The sequence below is a fragment of the Micromonospora sp. NPDC049282 genome, assembly GCF_043197045.1.
GTDB lineage: Bacteria > Actinomycetota > Actinomycetes > Mycobacteriales > Micromonosporaceae > Micromonospora.
The window spans coordinates 141,368-160,163 of sequence record NZ_JBICSL010000004.1 but is presented as its reverse complement, the minus strand read 5'-3'; the positions used below and the strand labels follow the sequence as shown (position 1 = coordinate 160,163).

The window sequence follows — 18,796 nt, the reverse complement described above, 5'->3', positions numbered from 1 at the left end:
TGAAAGGGGTGGTGGTCGGCCGGCGGGGTCGGCCCGGAGCGCTGGTGAAGCGCTTCGACAACCGCCGGAAAACACGCCGCCACGGGTTGCCCGGCCCGGAAGCGGCGCTACCGAGGTTGGCACCCGGGGCCGGTACGGTCAAGAGGTCAGGCGGCGGGCAGTTGCCCGGCCTCCACCGTGGCCAGTGCGGCGGCGGCGCCGCCCAGGGCGCTGGCCGCCGAACCCAGCTCGCTGGCCTCGATCCGGACCGTGGCCGGCAGCCCCCACGTGCGGGCGGCGATCTCGGCGCGGGCGGCCGGCAGCAGCCACGGCGCGAGCGCCGCCAGGTGACCGCCGACCACCACCACCTCCGGGTCGAGCAGGTCGACCAGGACGGACACCGCGTGCCCGAGCTGCCGCCCGATCTCGGCGAGCCCGTCGCGCACCGGGGCGTCCCCGGCGCGGGCGAGGGCCTGGATCCGCTCGATCTCCGGCAGGTAGTCGGCGATCGGGCCGTCCGATGCCACGTCGGGCAGCAGGCGGCGCACCACGGCGTCCACCCCGGCCACCGCGGCGAGGCAGCCGTGCCGGCCGCAGTGGCACGGCAGCCCGTCGGGTGAGTGCGAGGAGTGAGCCGGTCCGGCGAGCCCCGCAGCCGCGGACGGAAGGTGGCCTGCCAGCACGGGCAGGTGGCCGATCTCGCCGGCGAAGCCACGGCCGCCGCGCAGCAGCCGGCCGCCGCTGACCAGGCCGGCGCCGACCGCCAGCCCGCCGGTCAGGTGCACCAGGTCGGCCGTGCCGGCGTACGGGCCGTGGCGCAGCTCGGCCGAGACGGCGAGGTTGGCGTCGGTGTCGACGCCGACGGGGAAGCCCGGATCGCGTAGCGCGCGGCGCAGGTCGGCGGCGAGGGGCACGCCGCGCCAGCCCAGCGCGGGCGCGGCCGGCACGGCCCCGTCGGCGTCGACCAGCCCGGGCACGCCCACGGTCAGGCCGAGCACCGTGCGTCCCGCCCCGGCGACCCGGGTGACCGCCCGGCGGGTGAGCGCGGCGAGCGCCCGTACCGTCTCCTCGGGGCCGGCGGTCGCGGCGGCGAACGCGCGCCGCCAGGTGAGCAGCGGCGCGCCGGCCAGGTCGGCGGCGACCACGACCAGCTCGTCGGCGCCGATCTGCAGGCCGAGCCCGACGTAGCGGGAACCGTCGAGGACCAGCATGGTGGCCGGCCGGCCGACCCGGTTCTCGGTCAGCCCGGTCTCGCGCAGCAGCCCGTGTTCGATCAGCTCGCCGACCAGACTGGAGACGGTGGCCTTGTTGAGCCCGGTGCGCGCGGCCACGTCGGCGCGCGAGCAGGGGGCGTGCAACCGGACATGTCGCAGCACGACGGCCCGGTTGGCCACCCGCACGTCGCCCAGGTCGGCCGTCTGGAACGACCGGTCGATGCTGATCACGTGGTGCCCGCCTCCTGCGCCGCGGCCGTGGGGTTCGGCTACAGCTTAAACTAAATCGACCACGACCCTGCCGGGCGGTCTCAGCCGCCGAACCAGGGCTCGAACGGGGCCACCGGCGCCGGCTGGCCGTCGAGCACCACGCGACGCGGCGGGTCCTCGCCGACCACGCTGACCCGGCGGACGTCCAGCGGCCCGTCCACCCGTACCCGCAGCGTGTCGCCGTCGCGGGTGGCGGTGACCGTGGTGTCGCCGTCGGGGTCGCGCACCACCGTCGTGCCGTCGGTCCCGCCCCAGGCGACGAGCGTGACGTCGCGAAACGGGCCTTCGGCGACGGTCGGCGCGGGCGCCACCACCGGCACCAGCGCCCCGCGCCGCACGTACAGCGGCAGCCGGTCGATAGGCGTGCACACCCGCAGGTGCCGGCCGCCGGCGTGGCGCTGCCCGGTGGCCGCGTCCAGCCAGTCGTCGCCGGATGGCAGGTAGACGGCGCGTTCCCCGGACGGGTCGAGCACCGGCGCCACCAGCAGGTCGGCGCCGAGACGGTACTGCAGGTCGGTGGCCCAGGCGGTCGGGTCGTCGGGCGTGTCGAGCAGCAACGCCCGCATCACCGGGCTGCCGGTGCGGGCCGCGTCCACGGCGGCCGACCAGAGGTACGGCAGCAGCCGGTAGCGCAGCCGCAGCGCGGCCACCGCGTGGCGTTCCGCCTCCGGCGGGAAGTCCCACGGCAGCCGGCTGGTGGTGCCGTGCAGCCGGACCAGCGGCGACAGCGCGCCGAACTGGGTCCAGCGCACGTACAGGTCGGGCTCCGGCGTGCCGTGGAAGCCGCCGGTGTCGTGGCTCCAGAACGGCACCCCGGACAGCCCGTGCGACAACCCGCCGCGCAGGGTGCTCGCCATGCCCGGCCAGGTGGCGTTGACGTCGCCGCTCCACTGCGCGCTGTGCCGCTGCCCGCCCAGGTAGGACGAGCGCGCCCACACCGTCCGGTGCCCGGCCACCTCCTCGGTGACGTCGGCGACCACGTCGTTGAACAACAACGCGTAGACGTTGTGCAGCTCGACGCCGGTCATGCCGTTGTGCGCCACCGCGTCGGCGGGCACCGCCTCGGCGAAGTCGGTCTTGAACACCGCGACGCCCTGGGCCAGCAGCGGCCGCAGCAGCCCCTGGAACCAGCGCACCGCCGCCGGGTTGGTGAGGTCCACGATGGCGCAGACCGGATAGCTGCCGTGCCAGGTGTCCGCGACGTACGTGCCACCGTCGGGGCGGCGCAGGAAGTAACCGGCGGCCTCCGCCTCGGCGTAGAGCGGGCTGTCGGTCATCAGGTAGGGGTTCATCCACAGGCACACCCGGAAGCCCTGCTCGGTGAGGTCCTTGAGCATCCCGGCCGGATCCGGGAACGCCTGCTCGTCCCAGCGCAGCTCGGACCAGCGCCCGGCGACCTGCCAGTAGCAGTCCAGGTGCAGCACGTCGCAGGGGACGTCCCGCTCCCGGATCAGGCGGGCGCGCTCCCGGACACGTTGCTCGCTGTCCGGGAAGAACCCGGAGGAGATCCAGGCCCCGAACGCCCAGCGGGGCGGCAGGTACGGCCGGCCGGTCAGCGCGTCGAGCCGGTCCAGGATCTGCGCCGGGGTCGGGCCGGCCAGCACGTAGTAGTCGAGCAGGTCGTCCGGGACCAGCAGCTGCACGCTGCTGTGGGTGCTGGCGCAGACGTCGAACTGCACCGGCAGGCCGCTGTCGACGAGCACCCCGTAGCCGCGGTCGGACAGGTAGAACGGCACGTTCTTGTGCGACCGGTCGGACTCGCCGCCGAACGCGTCGAAGTTCCACATCAACGGGCGCTGGCCGCGCTTGTCCAGCGGGGTGAACTTCTCGCCGAACCCGACGAACCGCTCGTCGCCGGGCGCGACGAAGCTCTCGTGCCAGGCGACCGGCTCGCCGTCCACGGTGGAGCGGCCGAGCGGCAGCGTGCGCCGCCGGCCGCTGATGTCCCGGGTGCCGCCGTCGGTGGCCACCAGCAGCCGGCCGTCGCGGTCGAGGAACCGCAGCCCCCACGGGTCGAGGCGGATCTCGGCGACCACCGCGCCGGCGTCCACCCGGGCGTACGCGTCGTCGACGGTGATCTCGGCCGGGTGCGGTTCGGGCCGGGTCAGCGTGGTGGCGCGCGCGGAGCGGCTGCGCACGGAGAGGTCGTCGGTGAGGCGCACCCGGACGATCCCGTCCCCGGCGGCCTCGATCCGGGCGACGAGCGTGCGGCCGGAGGCGCAGGTGGCGGTGAGCGTGACCCCGTGCGGGTCGGTCGCGACCACCTCGGCCCGCAGCACGTCGTCGGCGCCCTGCTCGCCGGGGGAGCGGACCGGCAGGTCGGGCGGGTCGGCCACGAACGTCTCGTACGGGACCAACGGCGGGCGGTACGGCATGGGCGTCTCCTTGCGGCGACCCGGGCGGCGGTACCGCCAGTTTCTTGGGAACCACAACTAACTGTCAATGATCGGGCGCATTGACTTTCCGCCTCACCTGTTCTTAGTTTGGCCGGGATGACAACTAAAGCGCTGTGGAGCGGCGGTCGGCTCAGCTACGGCGGGGACTGGAACCCCGAACAGTGGCCCCCCGAGGTGTGGCGGACGGACGTCGCCCTGATGCGCGAGGCCGGCGTCAACCTGGTCACCGTCGGCGTGTTCGCCTGGTCCCGCCTGGAACCCGCCCCCGGCCGGTACACGTTCGACTGGCTCGACCGGGTGCTGGACCTGCTGCACGCCGCCGGCATCCGGGCCGCCCTGGCCACCCCCACCGCCTCGCCGCCGCCCTGGTTCACGCACGCCCACCCGGACGCCATGCCGGTCACCGCCGACGGCGCCCGACTGCACCACGGCAGCCGGGACACCTACTGCGCCGCCGCGCCCGCCTACCGCGCGGCGGCCCGCCACATCGCCGCGACGCTCGCCGCCCGGTACGCCCACCACCCGGCGCTGGCGCTGTGGCACGTGCACAACGAGTACGGCACCATCTGCCACTGCGTGCACGCCGAGGCGGCGTTCCGCCGCTGGTTGGCCGACCGGCACGGCGACCTCGACGCGCTCAACGACGCCTGGGTCACCAGCTTCTGGGGCCAGCACTACGCCGACTGGGCGCACGTCGGCGCGCCGCGCGCCACCCAGTACCTGGGCAACCCGGGCCAGCTGCTCGACTTCCGCCGCTTCTGGTCGGACACGCTGCTGACCGCGTATACCGAGCAGCGCGACGTGCTGCGGGCGGCGAACCCGGCGGTGCCGGTCACCACCAACTACGTGCTCGGCGACTGGGTGCCGGTCGACCACGCCCGGTGGGCGCGCGAGGTGGACCTGGTGGCCGTCGACCACTACCCGGACCGGGTCGACGGCGGCGCCGAGGAGCAGACCGCGCTCGCCGCCGACCTCGCCCGTGGGTGGGCCCGCCACGGCGCCGGCCGGCCCGCGCCGTGGCTGCTGATGGAGAGCGCGCCCGACCAGATCCACACCCCCGGGCGGATGCACACCAAGGAGCCGGGACGGATGACCCGGCACAGCCTCGCGCACGTCGCCCGGGGCTCCGCCGGGGTGATGTTCTTCCAGTGGCGCGCCCCGGCCGGCGGCGCGGAACGGTTCCACTCCGCCGTGGTGTCGCACGCCGGCGCGGACACCCGGGTGTTCCGCGAGGCCACCGCCCTCGGCGCGGCGCTCTCGCGGCTCGGCGGGACCGAGGCCGGCCGGGTGGAGGCGCGGGTGGCCATCGCGTACGACGCGGCCAGCGGCTGGGCGCTGCGCCACCCCGGGATGCCCCGCGCCGGCCTCGACCACCCGGGCGAGGTGGCCGCCGCGCACCGGGCGCTGTGGCACGCCGGCATCACCACCGACCTGGTGATGCCCGGCGACCCGCTCGACGGCCACCGGCTGCTCGTGCTGCCCGCGCTCTACCTGACCTCCGACGCCACCGCCGACTGGGTACGCCGGCACGTCCACGCCGGCGGGCACCTGCTGGTCACCTGGCTCAGCGGGGTCGCCGACGAACACGCCCGGGTCCGCCTCGGCGGCTACCCGGGCGCCTACCGGGACCTGCTCGGGGTGCGGGTGGAGGAGTTCCACCCGCTCGCCGACGACGAACGGGCGCCGCTGACCAGCGGCGGGTTCGGCCGGATCTGGTCGGAGACGCTGCACCTGGCCGGCGCGGAACAGGTCACCGCCTACATCGGCGGGGTGCTCGACGGCCGACCCGCGGTCACCCGGCACCGGATCGGCGACGCCCGCGCCTGGTACGTCTCCACCCGGCCCGACGACGACACCTATCGCCGGCTGCTCACCGACGCGGCCCGGCTCGCCGGCGTCGTCCCGACCTGCCCGGCGGCGCCGCCCGGCGTCGAGGCGGTACGCCGGCGCGACGGCGAACGGAGCTGGCTGTTCCTGCTCAACCACACCGACCGGCCGCAGCGGGTGCCGGCCGCCGGGCACGAGCTGCTCACCGGCGAACCGGTCGACGACCAGGTCACCGTGCCGCCCGGCGGCGTGGCGGTGCTGTGCGAACCGCCGCGCTGACGCGCGTACCGGATCAGGGGGTGGCGACGGCGGCGCGGGAGCGGTCGGCGGCGATCCGCACCGCGAGCCCGGCCAGCACGGTGCCCATCACGTACCGCTGGAGGCGGGCCCAGCCCGGCCGGCGGGTGAGGAACGCCGACACCGTGCCGGCGCTGAGCACGATCAGCGCGTTCACGGTCAGCGCGATGCCGATCTGGGTCAGCCCGAGCAGCAGGCTCTGCACCGCCACGTGCCCGCGCGCCGGATCGACGAACTGCGGCAGCAGCGACACGTAGAGGATGGCGATCTTCGGGTTCAGCAGGTTGGTGACCAGGCCCATGGTGAACAGCCGTCGGGGCCGGTCCGGCGGCAGCGGCGCCGGCGTGAACGCCGACCGGCCGTCCGGGCGCAGCGTGCGCCAGGCCAGCCACAGCAGGTAGGCCGCGCCGGCCAGCTTCACCGCCGTGTAGAGCGGCGGGACCAGCACGAAGACGGTGGCGATGCCGGCCACCGCGGCGGCCAGGTAGATCAGGAAGCCGACCGCCACCCCGAGCAGCGACACCAGACCGGCGCGGCGCCCCTGGGTGACCGACCGGGACACCAGGTAGACCATGTTCGGCCCGGGCGTGAGCACCAGACCGAGCGCCACCAGGGCGATTCCCACCACCGCGCCGAGCGTGACCATGCCGCCTCCCCGCCGTCGACCCTGCCCGGACCCTACGCCGCCGGCCTCGCCCACGGGTGCGGGGTCGCGGCCGGAGCGCGTGACGCGCGACACTCGGCAGATGTCCGTCGTGCTGTCCGCCGCCGCCACCCCGTCCGCCCCCGGCCTGCTGCTGCGCCCGTTCCGCGACGGCGACGCGGAGGCGCTGCTGGAGGCGTACCGGGACCCGGTGCTGCGCGCCTGGGTCCGCCGACCGGTGACCACCCGGGGCGAGGCGCGCGCGTTCCTGCGCCGCAGCCGGCAGGGCTGGGCGGCCGACCGCCGGTTCAGCTTCGCCGTGCTGGAGGACACGCCGGCGGGGGAGCAGTTGGTGGCCTGCGTGGTGCTCAAGGAGGTCCGGCCGGGCCACCCGGCCGCCGAGGTCGGCTACTGGACCGCCGCGCCGGCCCGGGGGCGGGGCGTCGCGCCCCGGGCCGTCGACGCGGTCACCGGGTGGGCGTTCGCCCGCTTCGCCGCCGCCGGGCTGGCCCGGATGGAGCTGTTCCACCAGATCGACAACCCGGCCTCCTGCCGGGTGGCGGAGAAGAGCGGATACGCGTTCGCCGAGGTGATGCCGGCCCGACCGCCGTTCCCCCGCGACGGCCACCGGCACGTACGCCTGCGGGGCTGACCGGTCACCCGGCGCGCTCCGGGGCGTCGCCGAGCAGGCGCAGCAGCAGCCGCGGCTCGCCCGGCCACGCGTCCAGCAGCACCTGCCGGGGCACCTGCCGCCCGGCGTAGCGCAACGCGAGCGCGACCACGACGATGTCGTCCAGCGGGCCGATCACCGGCAGGAACTCCGGGATCAGGTCGATCGGGCTGGCCAGCCAGACGCCCGCCACCACGATCGCGATCCGGGCCCGGCGCGGCACCCGGGGGTCACGACGCAGCCGCCGCACCGTGGTCAGACAATCGGGAATGAAAGCGGCCAGATCGCGCAGGATCCCCGGCGGCAGCCGCCGCGCCAGCAGCACCAGCAGCGCCCAGCTTCCCACCAGGCAGACCACCGCCACCCCGAGGCCGACCAACCAGTCCCGCACCGTCACCGCCCCCTCCCGTCGCGGAACCCTACGCGCCGCCGGGAACACCTCGGCGCCCTCCGGCGCTGACCATGGGCGGGAACCCCCGCCGGATACGGTGGACACGGGAGGTGACGGCGATGACGTACGGCTGGGAGGCCGCGGTCGAGGCGCAGATCCGCTCCGCCCAGGAGCGCGGCGAGTTCGACAACCTGCCGGGCGCCGGCAGACCGATCCCGGGCCGCAACGAGCCCTACGACGAGGGCTGGTGGATCCGTAGCTTCATGGAGCGCGAGCAGATCCCGTCCGACCTGATGCTGCCCACCCCGTTGCAGTTGCGCCGCCGCATCGAACAGCTCCCCGCCGACCTGCGCGACCTGCCCACCGAGGCGGCCGTCCGGTCGTACGTGGCGGTGCTGAACGCCGAGGTGGTGGCCTGGCTGCGCGCCCCCACCGGGCCGCGAGTGGTGGTCCGGCCGGTCAACGTCGAGGAGGCGGTGCTGCGCTGGCGCGCCGACCGCAGGCCCGCCGCGGGAGCGACCCCGCCGGAGCGGTCGCAGCCACCCGCCGAGCGGCCCGCCCGCACACGGCGCCGGTGGCGCTGGTGGCGTCGCTGAACCCGAGCGCAGGTCAACCCGGCTATTCTGTACCCATGGACCCGATCGGCTCCGTTCGAGGCACGAACACGCCCGCGGCCCGTCCCGGGCGCCGGGCGGTCGTGGCGAACGATCTCCGCGAGCTGCGCGGTCCCACCACCGGCGTCGTCGAGCTGCCACACCGGCTGTTCTGGCAGCCTGATCGGCACGTCGACCTCGATCGGCCAGGCATGTTGCCCTGGATGTACGAGACAGTGCTGACCGAAGCCGTCCGCGCCGATGAGCTGCACACCTGGCTGCACGGGCCGACCCTGGTCCGACTCTGGCGGACGCTGTATCTGCCTCGTGGCGTCCGCCGCGCCTGGGAGCAGCGCCACATGATGCTCCGCGTCCGGAACATCGCGGCCTGATGCCGCTCATCCCCGAACCGTTTCAGTACGACGTGGCCCGGCTCGCACTCACTGCGGCCGCGGGCCACGGATTCGCCCTCGCCGGCGGGCAGGCGCTGGTCGTCCACGGCGTCGTCAATCGTCCGACCGAGGACGTCGACCTTTTCACCGATGTCGACGGTGGGGTAACTGCGGCCGCCGAACTGGTCCGCGAGGCACTCCGCGACGCTGGCTACCAGGTCGAGAGCGTCGCCGATCCCACCGAATTGGATGAGGTTTTCTACGGGTTCGACCAGGACATGGTCGAGTTCGAGGTTCGCCACGACGACGAAGCCGTCCGGGTGCAGCTCGTCCGCTTCGCCCGGACCAACACTCCCGTCGTCCTCGACATCGGCCCTGTCCTGCACCTTGACGACCTCATCGGCACCAAGGTGGCTGCCATGATCACTCGGGCTCAGCCTCGTGACTACATCGACGTCGCGGCAGTCCTCGACCGTTATGACCGATCCGACCTAATCGTGCTCGGTCGGCGCGCCGACCCCGATCTCACCGAGGACGAGGCCCACGACGCCCTCCGACGGCTCGATCGCCTTCCCGACGCCGTCTTCACCCTGTACCGCCTCACGCCCTCGGAGATCGACGGGCTGCGCAAGGCCTTCGCGGACTGGCCGCGAACGTGACGACAGTCCCGGCGCACCTGGGCGGGCCGGTGATGTCGGACCTCGGCCATATCCTCGGGACGTGACGATTCACCGGATGGACAACGTCGGCATCGTCGTCGACGACCTCGACGCCGCCGTCGCCTTCTTCACCGCGCTCGGCATGGAGCTGGAAGGCCGGATGCCGATCGAGGGAGACTGGGCGGGGCGGGTCGTCGGGCTGTCCGACATGCGCAGTGAGATCGCGATGATGCGGATCCCGGACGCGGCGGGCCGACTCGAACTTGCGACGTACCACGCCCCGAAGTCGATCACCCCCGAGCCGGCGATCACCCCGGCCAACACGTTGGGCCTGCACCGCGTCATGTTCGCCGTCGACGACATCGAGGCCACGCTCGCCCGCCTCCGGCCCCTCGGCGGCGAACTCGTCGGCGAGGTGACGCGCTTCGAGGACAGCTTCCTGCTCTGCTACCTGCGCGGGCCGAGCGGCATCATCCTCGCCCTGGCCGAGCAGCTGAACTGAGGCGTACGCCCACAGCAGGGAGCAGGACTGCGGCTGCGTACGCTCTGGCCATGTCTCGACGGGGATGGACTCTGGTCGTCGTCGCCGCGAGTGTGCTGGCGTTGGCGTCGCTCGCCTCGAACGTGACCAGTACGAGCCAGCTCGAAGGCAGGGCGGACATCCTGTTGGCCGGTCGGTTGACCCTGAGTCAGCTGGTCAACGCGGGAGCAGTCTGGGCCGGGTTGGCAGTGCTGTCCGGGTGGCTCGTCCGCCGCCCCGCGCCGGCCGCCGCCGCTGGTGTGGTCGCCCTGCTGACCGCCTGCGTCGTCCACTACGGGGTGGGGACAGCGTTCGGCATGTTCGACCTGACTGTCTGGGCGGCCAACCTGCACTGGCTCCTGGCGGCGCTGGTCGTGGGCGGACCGCTCGGCCTGGTGGGCGCGATCGCCCGCCGTTCGGATGCGTGGGGGGTGGCGGCCCGCCTTGTCGTCCCCCTCGGAGCGGTGCTCGAGCCGTTCGCCGTCGGCCGGTTCACCACCCCCGCGATCCTGCCCTGGCCGAACCGGGTGGCCGACCTCATCAGCGGACTGGTGCTGTTGGTGACCGGAACGGTGGGCTGCTGTCGGGTCCTTGCCGCCGGTAGGCGGCGGACCGCAACGCGCGGGCGGCGGGCGACTGCCGAAATCTGAGCCCCGTCCCGCAGTCCTAGCTGGGAGCACGGGTGGGCTGGACCGCGCTCAGCCGCGCGCCGCCTGCCACGTCCACGCGGTCCGCCGCGGGCGCCGGCCCAACGTCGCGCGGCCGGTCAGCCAGAGCAGCACCGGCGCCGGGTCGCCGGCGGGCGCGTCGGGGAACAGCCGTCGCACCACTCCGGCGCACAGTTCGGTCGGCGGTGACCAGGGCAGGCCGAGGCCCCGGGCCACGTCGTGGGTGTGCACCAGGATCTCGGCCACACCCATCGCGGCGAAGCCGCCCGGATCGCACCGGCCCCAGTGCCAGCCGCGGTCGGCCGGATCGGCGGTGTCCACCACGGCGGCGAGCATCCCGGCGGCGGCCACCGCCACCGCGAGCACCTCGGCCGGTGGCACGTCGGGACGGATCCGCAGGTCGAACGGGAGATAGCCGTCGGTGGGTCGGCCGGTCACCTGACCGGCGTACCCGGCCAGGTCGTGCGCGACGTGGGCGGCGGTGGCCCAGCAGGACCAGTCCAGGTCTCCCGCGCGTACCGTCCAGTCCCGGTCGGCGGCCGGCAGCAGCACGGCGGCCATCGCCGCGGCGGCCGTGCGGACGTCCGTGCCGTTCACCGACGTCGCACGCGCAGCACGCAGGTCGACATCGGCAGGGTGAACTCGCCGTGCGCGGTCTCCGGGCGGCTCGCCAGGTACGCGCGGATCCGGTCGAGCGCGGCCTCCCGCTCCGGCTCCGCCATGACCAGCATGCCCGCCCGGGTGGCCAGCGTCGCGACCAGTGAGTCGGCGGTGCGGCGCTGCCCGTGCGGGAACTCGGCCTGCTCCGGGTTGTCGAACCGGGCCGGGTCGCCGGTCTTCGGCAGGTGCATCCGCGCCGTCTCGACCCGCCAGCTGGCGGGCGTGTCCCGGGGGCCGACGGCCGCGCTGCCGCTGACCTCGGCCAGCCCGGCGACCCAGTCGACCCGGTCGTCCAGAACGTTCCACAGCCCGGCCAGGACGCCACCGGGGGCGAGGACCCGGGCGATCTCCGGACCCGCGACCGCCATGTCGAACCAGTGCATGGCGTTGCCGGCGAGCACGGCGTCGACGGACGCGTCCGGCAGCGGGATCGCCTCGGCGCTGCCCGGCAGCGCCCGGGCGGCCGGCAGGGCGCGACGCAGCTCGGCCAGCATGGCCGGGTCCGGCTCGACGGCGGTGACGTCGACGTCGACCGTGGCGAGCGTGGCGGTCAGCTTGCCGGTGCCGGCGCCGAGGTCGAGCACCCGCGGCCCGGGCGCGGCCTCCAGCGCCCACCGGACCGCGGCCCGCGCGTAGTCCGGGCGGTGCTCGGCGTACGCAAGCGCCGCCGCACCGAACGACGAGGAGTGCCGGTCGTGTTCGTCCTGGTCCATTCAGACGTTACGCTCGTCGAGCGCGGCGAGCAGGCGCAGCGGATTGATGTAGTCGCGGTAGGACACGACCAGGCCGTCGCGGACCCGGAACACCGCGATCACGGTCTGCTCGAACGGCGCACCGGTCGCGACGACGGCGCCGTGGGCTTCGTATTCCACGACGACCACCTCGGGGTCGGTGCTCTCGTGCAGCACCACGTCACGGTGCTCGTCGATCGTGACCAGGGCGTTGGCCGTCTCGGTCAGGTGCCGCCGCAGCTCCGCGTGCCCCTGCACCCGGCCGGGCACGCCCGCGGGCCGGAACGGCCACTCGATGTGCCCCTCCGGCGCCATCAGCGCCACGAACGCCTCGACGTCCTGCTCCCGGCCGGCGCGCAGCACCCGCTCGACGACCTCACGCGATGACACTGGCACCTCTGCCTCCGGAGTGGATCGGTGTTGTTGCCGCCACCGTAGTACCGGTCGCGGCGGACCGGGTGCCCGCCGAGCGGCACTTCGACATCGGCGACGACAGCGCCGCCGTCGCCGCCGAACTGGGGACGACCGCGCCGCGCGTCGCGCTCGCGTGGCTCCGCGGCCGTCCCGAGATCACCTCGGTGATCGTGGGGCGCCGCCTGACCGCGCACCGTCCGTCGCGTCACTGCGGCACATTAACGGAATGTCAGTAACGATAATCCATTTATTTGAGCGAACAAAACACCCGAATCGGACGTGCATCATAATGACAGTTCTTGTGCGTAAGCAGATGGCCTGGTGTACGAGGCCCACTAATCTACAGCGGTGAGCGTCATCGACAAGGTCGCGTGGATCCGGATGGAGAACGGCGCCATCCTGAGCACCCGTTCGCAGGGCAAGGACGTCTACTACCTGCCCGGCGGAAAACGGGAGGCCGGTGAGAGCGACCTCGACACGCTCGTCCGCGAGGTCCGGGAGGAACTCAGCGTCGCCGTAGACCCCGACAGTGCCGCGTTCGCCGGTGCCTTCGAGGCCCAGGCGCACGGTCATCCGGACGGCATCGTGGTGCGAATGCGCTGCTACACCGCCGGCTACCGAGGCGCCCTACGACCGGCGGTCGAGATCGCCGAGGTCGCCTGGCTCTGCTATGCCGACCGTCACCGGGTCTCGCCGGTCGACCAGGTCATCTTCGATCATCTGCACCGCGACGCCGGGCTCCGCTGAACGACGCAAGCCCGCTCAAGGCCGGTAGCCGGCCCTGGCCGCGGCGACCTCGGCGGCGCGCCGCTCACGCCACCGCCGCTGGGCGTCACTGTTGCAGCGCCGGCACACCTTCCGGAACCGCCCGGTGGCCGGGTCGGCCTCCCGGTCGTGCCCGTTGCGGCAGGTCGGCTGCTGTTGACGCTGCCGGCAGTTGTCGGCGTGGCTGAGCTGCCGCAGGTGGGTCGGCTCGATGCAGTCCGGCACGCCGCAGTCCTGGCGTACCTCGAGGTCCGGCCGGTAACCGCCGACGAGCACCACGTACGCCGCGACGTGCGCCCAGGCGCGTCCGGCGACCTTCTGGTGAACCCCGCGACGGCCGCCGTAGCCGCGCACGATGAGACATCCGGTGGGCGAGCGCTCCGAGCGGCTCAGCAGGTGGGCCCGTAGCGACTCCTCGGTGAAGTGTCGGGACAGTCCGGTCACCTGCGACAGCATGCCGCCGAGAATACGAGAACGCTGCGGCGTGCGGGCCGCCCGGATCGGTGGGCGGCCCACGCGCCGTTCTCAGCGTTGGGTGCGGTCGTCGATCTCGCTGCCGGACTCACCGGGCCGGGCGCCGATCGCCTCCTCGGCGGCACGGCCGCCGGTGCTCTCGTCGCCCTGCCGCAGCGAGCTGCGGGGCAGCCCGGCCAGGTGTGCCGGGTCCTGGATCGGCTGGTCCGGCCAGTCGTCCTGGGTGCCGTCGGCCAGGCCGGCCCGGCGCAACACCTCGACCAGGTCGTCGTGCGACAGACGCTCGGCATCCGGAATCCCGGCCCCGCGCGCCATCGACCGCAGCGTCTTCAGGTCTTCGCTCACGAATGTCTCGGCCATGCCGGAGCCTTCCCGGCGCTCAGGGCAAGGAAACCGGCCCGGGCCCGGAAGCTCGGTCACGGCCGTGTGACGGGCGGAGGGAACTGCTCGGTGGGACCGGCAATGCCTCTGAGTCACAACTATGACGCACAGTCATACCGCTCTCGACCCGACTGTCCGATCGATGGCGACACGCCCGGCGAGCGTAAGTCGGACCGCCCGGTCACGGGTGCGTCAGCACCTCGGGAGGGTGGACCGGCGACACGTGGATCCGCTCGTGACCGCGGCCGAGCGGCCCGCCGGCACGACCGGTACGCACCGCGATCACCTCCGCGGCGATGCTGATCGCGGTCTCGGCCGGCGTGCTGGCGCCCAGGTCCAGCCCGACCGGCCCGGCGAGCCGCGCCAGCGCGCCGGCGTCGACACCGGCGGCCCGCAGCCGGGTGAGGCGCTCGGCGTGTGCGCGGCGGGACCCCACCGCGCCGACGTAGGCCGCTGGGCCGGCGAGAGCGACCTCCAGCAGTGGCAGCTCGAACTTCGGGTCGTGCGTCATGGCGATCAGCACCGTTCGCCCGTCCACCCGAGCGCCGGCGGCCTCGGCGGCGAGGTAGCGGTGCGGCCAGTCGACGACCACCTCGTCGGCCGAGGGGAACCGGCGGCGGGTGGCGAAGGCGGGACGGGCATCGCAGACGGTCACCCGGTAGCCGAGCTGTGCACCGACCGTGGCCAGCGCCGCGACGTGATCGGTCGCGCCGAACAGGATCATCCGCGGCGGCGGTGGGTACGGGGTCACCAGCACCGAGAGGTCGTCGGTGTGCCGGCGCACCTCGGTGCGGGCGGCGGCCAGCGCTGCCCGCGCGTCGCGCACGGCCGCCGCGTCGAGCCGCGCGTCGCCGAGCGAGCCGTGCTCGCCCCAGGGGCCGAGCAGCATCCGCCGGCCCAACCGGTGTCGGGGCCCGGCGACACAGGTCAGCACCGCCACCGGCTGGCCGGCGTGCACGGCGGCGACCACGTCGTCCAGTCGGGGAAAGGTGACCCGGTCGAGGCGCTCGACGAAGACGTCGATCGCGCCACCGCAGGTGAGTCCGACACCGGTCGCCGCCTCCAGGCCGGCGCCGTAGCGCAGCGCCCGGGCGACCCCGGCGTCGCGCACCAACTCCGCCTCGACGTGCACCGCCGCCTCCACGCAACCGCCCGAGACGCTGCCCAGGACCGCGCCGTCCGGCCCGACCAGCATGGTCGCGCCGACCGGACGCGGTGCGCTGCCCGTGGTGCCGGTGACGGTCGCGGCGGCCACCGGCCGGTCCGCCAGCCACCACCGCAGCAGGTCGGCGAGGTGCTCACGCATCGAGCAGCCCCGCCTGGTCGGGCCGGTCCACATCGGTCCCGTCGGCGACGTCGGCGCAGGGCACGACCAGCAACCGGTCGCGGTGGGCCCGCAGGTAGTCACGCGCGCCCCGGTCGCCGACCGCCGCCCGGGCCGCTCCCGCCCAGTGGTCGCGGCCGAGCAGCACCGGATGCCCCTGGCGACCGTCGCGGTGGACGGCCACGGCGAGCGAGCCTGCGGTCGCGTCCCGGGCCACCCGGCGTACCGCGGCGGGCGTCAGGCCGGGCATGTCGACCAGGGTGACGACGGCCGCGACGGCCGGGGTGGGCATGAGCGCGGCCAGCCCGGCGCGCAGGGACGAGCCCATGCCGGTCCGCCATGCCTCGTTGCGGACCACCTCGGGCAGCCGGGCACGAGCCCGCACCTCGTCGGCGGCGGCGCCGAGCACCACCACGACCGGATCGCAGCCGGCGGACGTGAGGATCCCGGCGGTGTGCTCGACCAGCAGCCCGCCCCGACAGGCCAGGAGCGCCTTCGGCGTGCCGTACCGGCGGCCGGCGCCGGCGGCGAGAAGCAGTCCAGCCGTGGCCATGGGCCGAGCGTAGCGTGAGAACCGAGATCCGCCATCCCTCGCTTGTTGGTTTCTCACCTAGCATGTATCTCGTATTTACTGTCGGGATGGCGGTGAGGTGCCGGGTGACACCAGACGAAGCGCCCGCGTGGCGGCGGCTCTGCCCGCTGCCCATGGACCGGTTGGCTCCGCTGCCGGCCCTGGTCGACCATCTGGACCGGCCCCAGGCCGGCCGGCGGCTGGCCGAGGCCGACGCGGCCCGCACACCCCCGGACGACGTGCTGGCCGAGTTGCGGTCCCTCGGCGTCGCGGCGGTGTACGACCCGGACACGGCCACCGCCGTGCACGTCAACGCGCTCAACGCCGCCCTCGCGCGGCACAGCGGCAGCCTCGCGATCACCCTCGGCGTCAACGCGCTGGCGCTGCTGCCGATCTACATCGCCGGCACCCCGCAGCAACGCGACCGGGCCGGCGCCGTGCTGCGGGCCGACGGATCGGCCGCCATGCTGCTCACCGAGCTGGAGCACGGCAGCAACCTCGCCCGCATCGCGACGCGGGCCGTGCCCGGCGCCGACGGCTGGCGGCTGACCGGCGAGAAACACCTGATCAACGGCGGCGCGCGGCACGACCTGCTGGTGGCCCTGGCCCGGGTCGACGGCGGGACGGATCTCGGGCTGTTCCTCGCCGAGCGGGACGACTCGGTCACCGCCCTGCCCGCCTGGCGCACGCTGCCCACGGCCGCCGCCGACATCTCCGGCGTACGCCTCGACGACACCGTCGCGCAGCCGATCGGGGCCCCCGGGGACGGCGCGGGTGTGCTGCGGCTGACCCTCGCCCTGTCCCGGGGCGGCATCGGCTCGCTGGCCTCGGGCGCCGCAAGTGGTGCGCTGGCCCAGGCGGTCGCCTACGCCCGCGGGCGGGACGTCTACGGCGAGCCGATCGTCCACCTGGGAGCGATCGCGGAGCACCTGTTCCGGGCCACCGCCCTCGACGTGCTGGTCGCGGCCGCCGCCGTCAAGGCCACCTTCCTGATCAACACGCTCGGGCCGGCCGCCGCGCACGCCACCGCGGTGGCCAAGTACGCCTGCTGCCTGCTGGCCGAGGAGGCCGTCGCCGAGGGCCGCGCCGTGCTGGGCTCACGCGCGCTGGTCGAGGAGTTCGGCTACGCCGCCCGGGTGCGTGACGTGTTGCTCTACGGGGTCTTCGACGGCACCAGCCACATCCTGCTCGACCAGTTGCAGTGGCGGCTGGAACGCTTCACCGCCGGCCCGCCCCAGGGCGGGGACGGCTACCGGACGCTCGCCGAGGCGTACACGACCGGACCGCAACCCCTGGTCCAGGTGGCCCGGTTGCGGGTGCGCCCGTTCGCGCCGAACCCGGCGGCGCGTGCCGCGACGCTGGCCGAGGCTACCGGCCGCCCGGCGGTGGGCGCGCTGGCGACGCTCCTGCGGCACCTGTTCGACCTGGTCGGGCGGGCCCGGCGCAGCGGACGCTGGACCGCCGACCAGGCCTGGCGTTTCGCCGGCGCCGGAGTCCTCGCGGAGGTGGAGGCGCTGCTGGCCGCCGTCGAGCTGACCGATCCGCGCGGGCGGGTGACGGCCGGCCTGCCCGGCCGCGCCGGTGAGGTCGACGAGGCCGCGCTCGGCTACGCGCTCGGCTGGCGGGGCGCCGTGCTCGCGGCCCGGGTCGACGAACTCGCCGCGGATCTGGCGGCCGACGGACCACCCGGACCCGAGCCCGCTCGGGCGGACGACCTGCTGGCCGCGTTCGCGGCCGAACGGGCGCCAGCGCGCGCGGCGCTGCGGCGCTGGCTGACCGCGGCGCCCGGCGACCGGTCGCGGCCCGGCCCGGCGGAGCCCCCTGTCACGGCACCGAACGGATCCGTCGACCAACCGGCGGGCCGGTCGGCCGCCGGGGCGTCCAGGTGAGCGCCGCCGGCCGCCGGCCGCGGGTGGCCGTCGACGTCGCCGGCGCGGACCTCGGGCCGCAACCGGTGGTCGCCGGGGCGCTGGCCGCCGCGACGACCACGGATGTGGTGCTGGTCGGCCCGCGCGAGCGCATCCGGCCGCTGCTGCCCGACGGCGTGCCACCACCCGGGGTACGGCTGCTCGACGCCCCGGACGTGGTGGGCATGGCCGACGACCCGGTGGCCGCCACGTACGCCAAGCGGCGCTCCTCGCTGCTGCTTGCCGCGGCGGAGGTGGCGGCGGGCCGGGCCGACGCCATGGTGACCCCGGGCAACACCGGCGCCGCCGTGCTGGCGGCGGCGGCGCGGCTGGGGCGGGTGCCGGGCGTGACCAACCCGGCCCTGGCGACGGTCCTGCCGGTGCCGGACGCCGGGCCGACCGTGCTGCTCGACATCGGCGCGACGGCGACCGCGCAGCCGGAGTGGCTGGTCGAGTTCGCGGTGCTCGGCGCCGAGTACGCCCGCTGCCGCCTCGGCGTGGACCGGCCCCGGATCGGGCTGCTGTCAAACGGCCACGAGTCGGTCAAGGGCGGCCCGGTGCGCCGCGACGCGCACCTGCTGCTGGCCGCGATGCCCGGCTACGTGGGCCAGATCGAGGCGTACGACGTGCTGGGCGGCCGGGTGGACGTGGCGGTGACCGACGGGTTCACCGGCGACGTGGCGTTGAAGATGTACGAGCGCACGCTGGACGCCACCGTGGGTCTGGCGCTGGCGGCGGTACGGGCGTTCTCGCCGATCGGGGCGCTGGCGCGGGACCGGGAGCGGCGGGTGACCGCGGCGGTACGACGGGGGTTGGCGGCCGAGGCCGGCGGCGCGTTGCTCGGCGTACGCGGCGTGTGCGTGGTCTGCCACGGCGCGGCCGGCGCGGCCGACGTGGCGGCCGGGGTGGACATCGCCGTCGAGTGTGTCCGGGCCGGTGTGGTCGAGCGGACGGGTGTCGCCTTCGCGGCCTCGTCGCGCCGTCGTCGGGGGGTTCGGCGGGTCGCCGTCGACGGATGACTCATTCGTTCTTGTATCTGGTTTTCCACAT

Annotated in this window: 22 protein-coding genes; 11 read left to right on the top strand and 11 right to left on the bottom strand. The window is 74.7% G+C overall.

Annotated features, from left to right (window positions below; all coding sequences use genetic code 11):
- Positions 1–146 precede the first annotated feature (146 nt).
- Complete coding sequence (locus ACGFI2_RS10030; protein ID WP_393513603.1) at positions 147–1,424, bottom strand: ROK family protein; 1,278 nt, start codon at positions 1,422–1,424, stop codon at positions 147–149.
- Between the two features lie 80 nt (positions 1,425–1,504).
- Positions 1,505–3,838 carry a TIM-barrel domain-containing protein gene (locus tag ACGFI2_RS10025; RefSeq protein ID WP_393513600.1) on the bottom strand — a complete coding sequence of 778 codons (2,334 nt, stop codon included), beginning with the start codon at positions 3,836–3,838 and terminating at the stop codon, positions 1,505–1,507.
- Positions 3,839–3,955: 117 nt separating this feature from the next.
- Between ACGFI2_RS10025 and ACGFI2_RS10020 the strand changes: the two genes are divergently transcribed.
- Positions 3,956–5,965, top strand: a complete 2,010-nt coding sequence (locus ACGFI2_RS10020; protein WP_393513597.1) for a beta-galactosidase — start codon at positions 3,956–3,958, stop codon at positions 5,963–5,965.
- A gap of 13 nt (positions 5,966–5,978) precedes the next feature.
- Here the strand turns inward: ACGFI2_RS10020 and ACGFI2_RS10015 are convergent, their stop codons facing one another.
- Positions 5,979–6,629, bottom strand: coding sequence for a LysE family translocator (locus ACGFI2_RS10015; RefSeq protein WP_393513594.1), 651 nt, complete (start codon positions 6,627–6,629; stop codon positions 5,979–5,981).
- Positions 6,630–6,729: 100 nt separating this feature from the next.
- Between ACGFI2_RS10015 and ACGFI2_RS10010 the strand changes: the two genes are divergently transcribed.
- Entirely contained in the window at positions 6,730–7,278 is a 549-nt protein-coding gene (locus tag ACGFI2_RS10010; RefSeq protein WP_393513592.1) for a GNAT family N-acetyltransferase, read from the top strand.
- Positions 7,279–7,282: 4 nt separating this feature from the next.
- On the opposite strand, the gene ACGFI2_RS10005 is transcribed toward ACGFI2_RS10010, so the two are convergent.
- Positions 7,283–7,687, bottom strand: coding sequence for a YkvA family protein (locus tag ACGFI2_RS10005; protein ID WP_393514127.1), 405 nt, complete (start codon positions 7,685–7,687; stop codon positions 7,283–7,285).
- Positions 7,688–7,806: 119 nt separating this feature from the next.
- On the opposite strand from ACGFI2_RS10005, the gene ACGFI2_RS10000 reads away from it, so the two are divergent.
- The 5 genes from ACGFI2_RS10000 (at position 7,807) to ACGFI2_RS09980 (ending at position 10,501) form a co-directional block, all read left to right on the top strand.
- Entirely contained in the window at positions 7,807–8,283 is a 477-nt protein-coding gene (locus tag ACGFI2_RS10000) for a DUF1992 domain-containing protein (protein ID WP_393513589.1), read from the top strand.
- Positions 8,262–8,672 (top strand): hypothetical protein, encoded by a 411-nt coding sequence (locus ACGFI2_RS09995; RefSeq protein ID WP_393513586.1) that lies wholly within the window; start codon positions 8,262–8,264, stop codon positions 8,670–8,672. The genes ACGFI2_RS10000 and ACGFI2_RS09995 overlap by 22 nt, the downstream gene beginning before the upstream one ends.
- Positions 8,672–9,331, top strand: a complete 660-nt coding sequence (locus tag ACGFI2_RS09990; protein ID WP_393513583.1) for a nucleotidyl transferase AbiEii/AbiGii toxin family protein — start codon at positions 8,672–8,674, stop codon at positions 9,329–9,331. The genes ACGFI2_RS09995 and ACGFI2_RS09990 overlap by 1 nt, the downstream gene beginning before the upstream one ends.
- Before the next feature lie 61 nt (positions 9,332–9,392).
- A complete protein-coding gene (locus ACGFI2_RS09985) occupies positions 9,393–9,833 on the top strand; it encodes a VOC family protein (RefSeq protein WP_393513580.1) in 441 nt (146 codons plus the stop codon).
- Positions 9,834–9,883: 50 nt separating this feature from the next.
- The gene (locus ACGFI2_RS09980) at positions 9,884–10,501 is read left to right on the top strand and encodes a hypothetical protein (RefSeq protein WP_393513577.1); all 618 of its coding nucleotides are present in this window, start codon (positions 9,884–9,886) and stop codon (positions 10,499–10,501) included.
- 48 nt (positions 10,502–10,549) lie between these two features.
- Here the strand turns inward: ACGFI2_RS09980 and ACGFI2_RS09975 are convergent, their stop codons facing one another.
- From ACGFI2_RS09975 to ACGFI2_RS09965, 3 genes are read right to left on the bottom strand one after another with little or no spacing between them, the layout of a single operon-like run.
- A complete protein-coding gene (locus ACGFI2_RS09975) occupies positions 10,550–11,116 on the bottom strand; it encodes a hypothetical protein (protein ID WP_393513574.1) in 567 nt (188 codons plus the stop codon).
- Positions 11,113–11,892, bottom strand: a complete 780-nt coding sequence (locus ACGFI2_RS09970) for a class I SAM-dependent methyltransferase (protein ID WP_393513572.1) — start codon at positions 11,890–11,892, stop codon at positions 11,113–11,115. Before ACGFI2_RS09970 ends, ACGFI2_RS09975 begins: the two co-directional genes overlap by 4 nt.
- A complete protein-coding gene (locus ACGFI2_RS09965; RefSeq protein WP_393513569.1) occupies positions 11,893–12,300 on the bottom strand; it encodes a nuclear transport factor 2 family protein in 408 nt (135 codons plus the stop codon).
- On the opposite strand from ACGFI2_RS09965, the gene ACGFI2_RS09960 reads away from it, so the two are divergent.
- Positions 12,294–12,560 (top strand): hypothetical protein, encoded by a 267-nt coding sequence (locus ACGFI2_RS09960; RefSeq protein WP_393513566.1) that lies wholly within the window; start codon positions 12,294–12,296, stop codon positions 12,558–12,560. The two genes, ACGFI2_RS09965 and ACGFI2_RS09960, sit on opposite strands and share 7 nt — an antisense overlap.
- A 112-nt stretch (positions 12,561–12,672) precedes the next feature.
- Positions 12,673–13,071 carry an NUDIX domain-containing protein gene (locus ACGFI2_RS09955; protein WP_393513563.1) on the top strand — a complete coding sequence of 133 codons (399 nt, stop codon included), beginning with the start codon at positions 12,673–12,675 and terminating at the stop codon, positions 13,069–13,071.
- Between the two features lie 15 nt (positions 13,072–13,086).
- On the opposite strand, the gene ACGFI2_RS09950 is transcribed toward ACGFI2_RS09955, so the two are convergent.
- The 4 genes from ACGFI2_RS09950 to ACGFI2_RS09935 form a co-directional block, all read right to left on the bottom strand.
- Positions 13,087–13,545 (bottom strand): HNH endonuclease, encoded by a 459-nt coding sequence (locus tag ACGFI2_RS09950; protein ID WP_393513560.1) that lies wholly within the window; start codon positions 13,543–13,545, stop codon positions 13,087–13,089.
- 69 nt (positions 13,546–13,614) lie between these two features.
- Positions 13,615–13,923, bottom strand: coding sequence for a hypothetical protein (locus tag ACGFI2_RS09945; RefSeq protein WP_393513557.1), 309 nt, complete (start codon positions 13,921–13,923; stop codon positions 13,615–13,617).
- A gap of 202 nt (positions 13,924–14,125) precedes the next feature.
- Complete coding sequence (locus ACGFI2_RS09940; RefSeq protein ID WP_393513554.1) at positions 14,126–15,250, bottom strand: XdhC family protein; 1,125 nt, start codon at positions 15,248–15,250, stop codon at positions 14,126–14,128.
- The gene (locus tag ACGFI2_RS09935; protein ID WP_393513551.1) at positions 15,243–15,821 is read right to left on the bottom strand and encodes an NTP transferase domain-containing protein; all 579 of its coding nucleotides are present in this window, start codon (positions 15,819–15,821) and stop codon (positions 15,243–15,245) included. Before ACGFI2_RS09935 ends, ACGFI2_RS09940 begins: the two co-directional genes overlap by 8 nt.
- A gap of 104 nt (positions 15,822–15,925) precedes the next feature.
- Between ACGFI2_RS09935 and ACGFI2_RS09930 the strand changes: the two genes are divergently transcribed.
- Together ACGFI2_RS09930 and ACGFI2_RS09925 are read left to right on the top strand one after the other, a co-directional pair.
- The gene (locus ACGFI2_RS09930; RefSeq protein WP_393513548.1) at positions 15,926–17,728 is read left to right on the top strand and encodes an acyl-CoA dehydrogenase family protein; all 1,803 of its coding nucleotides are present in this window, start codon (positions 15,926–15,928) and stop codon (positions 17,726–17,728) included.
- Positions 17,725–18,765, top strand: coding sequence for a phosphate acyltransferase PlsX (locus ACGFI2_RS09925; RefSeq protein WP_393513545.1), 1,041 nt, complete (start codon positions 17,725–17,727; stop codon positions 18,763–18,765). The genes ACGFI2_RS09930 and ACGFI2_RS09925 overlap by 4 nt, the downstream gene beginning before the upstream one ends.
- Positions 18,766–18,796: the final 31 nt, after the last annotated feature.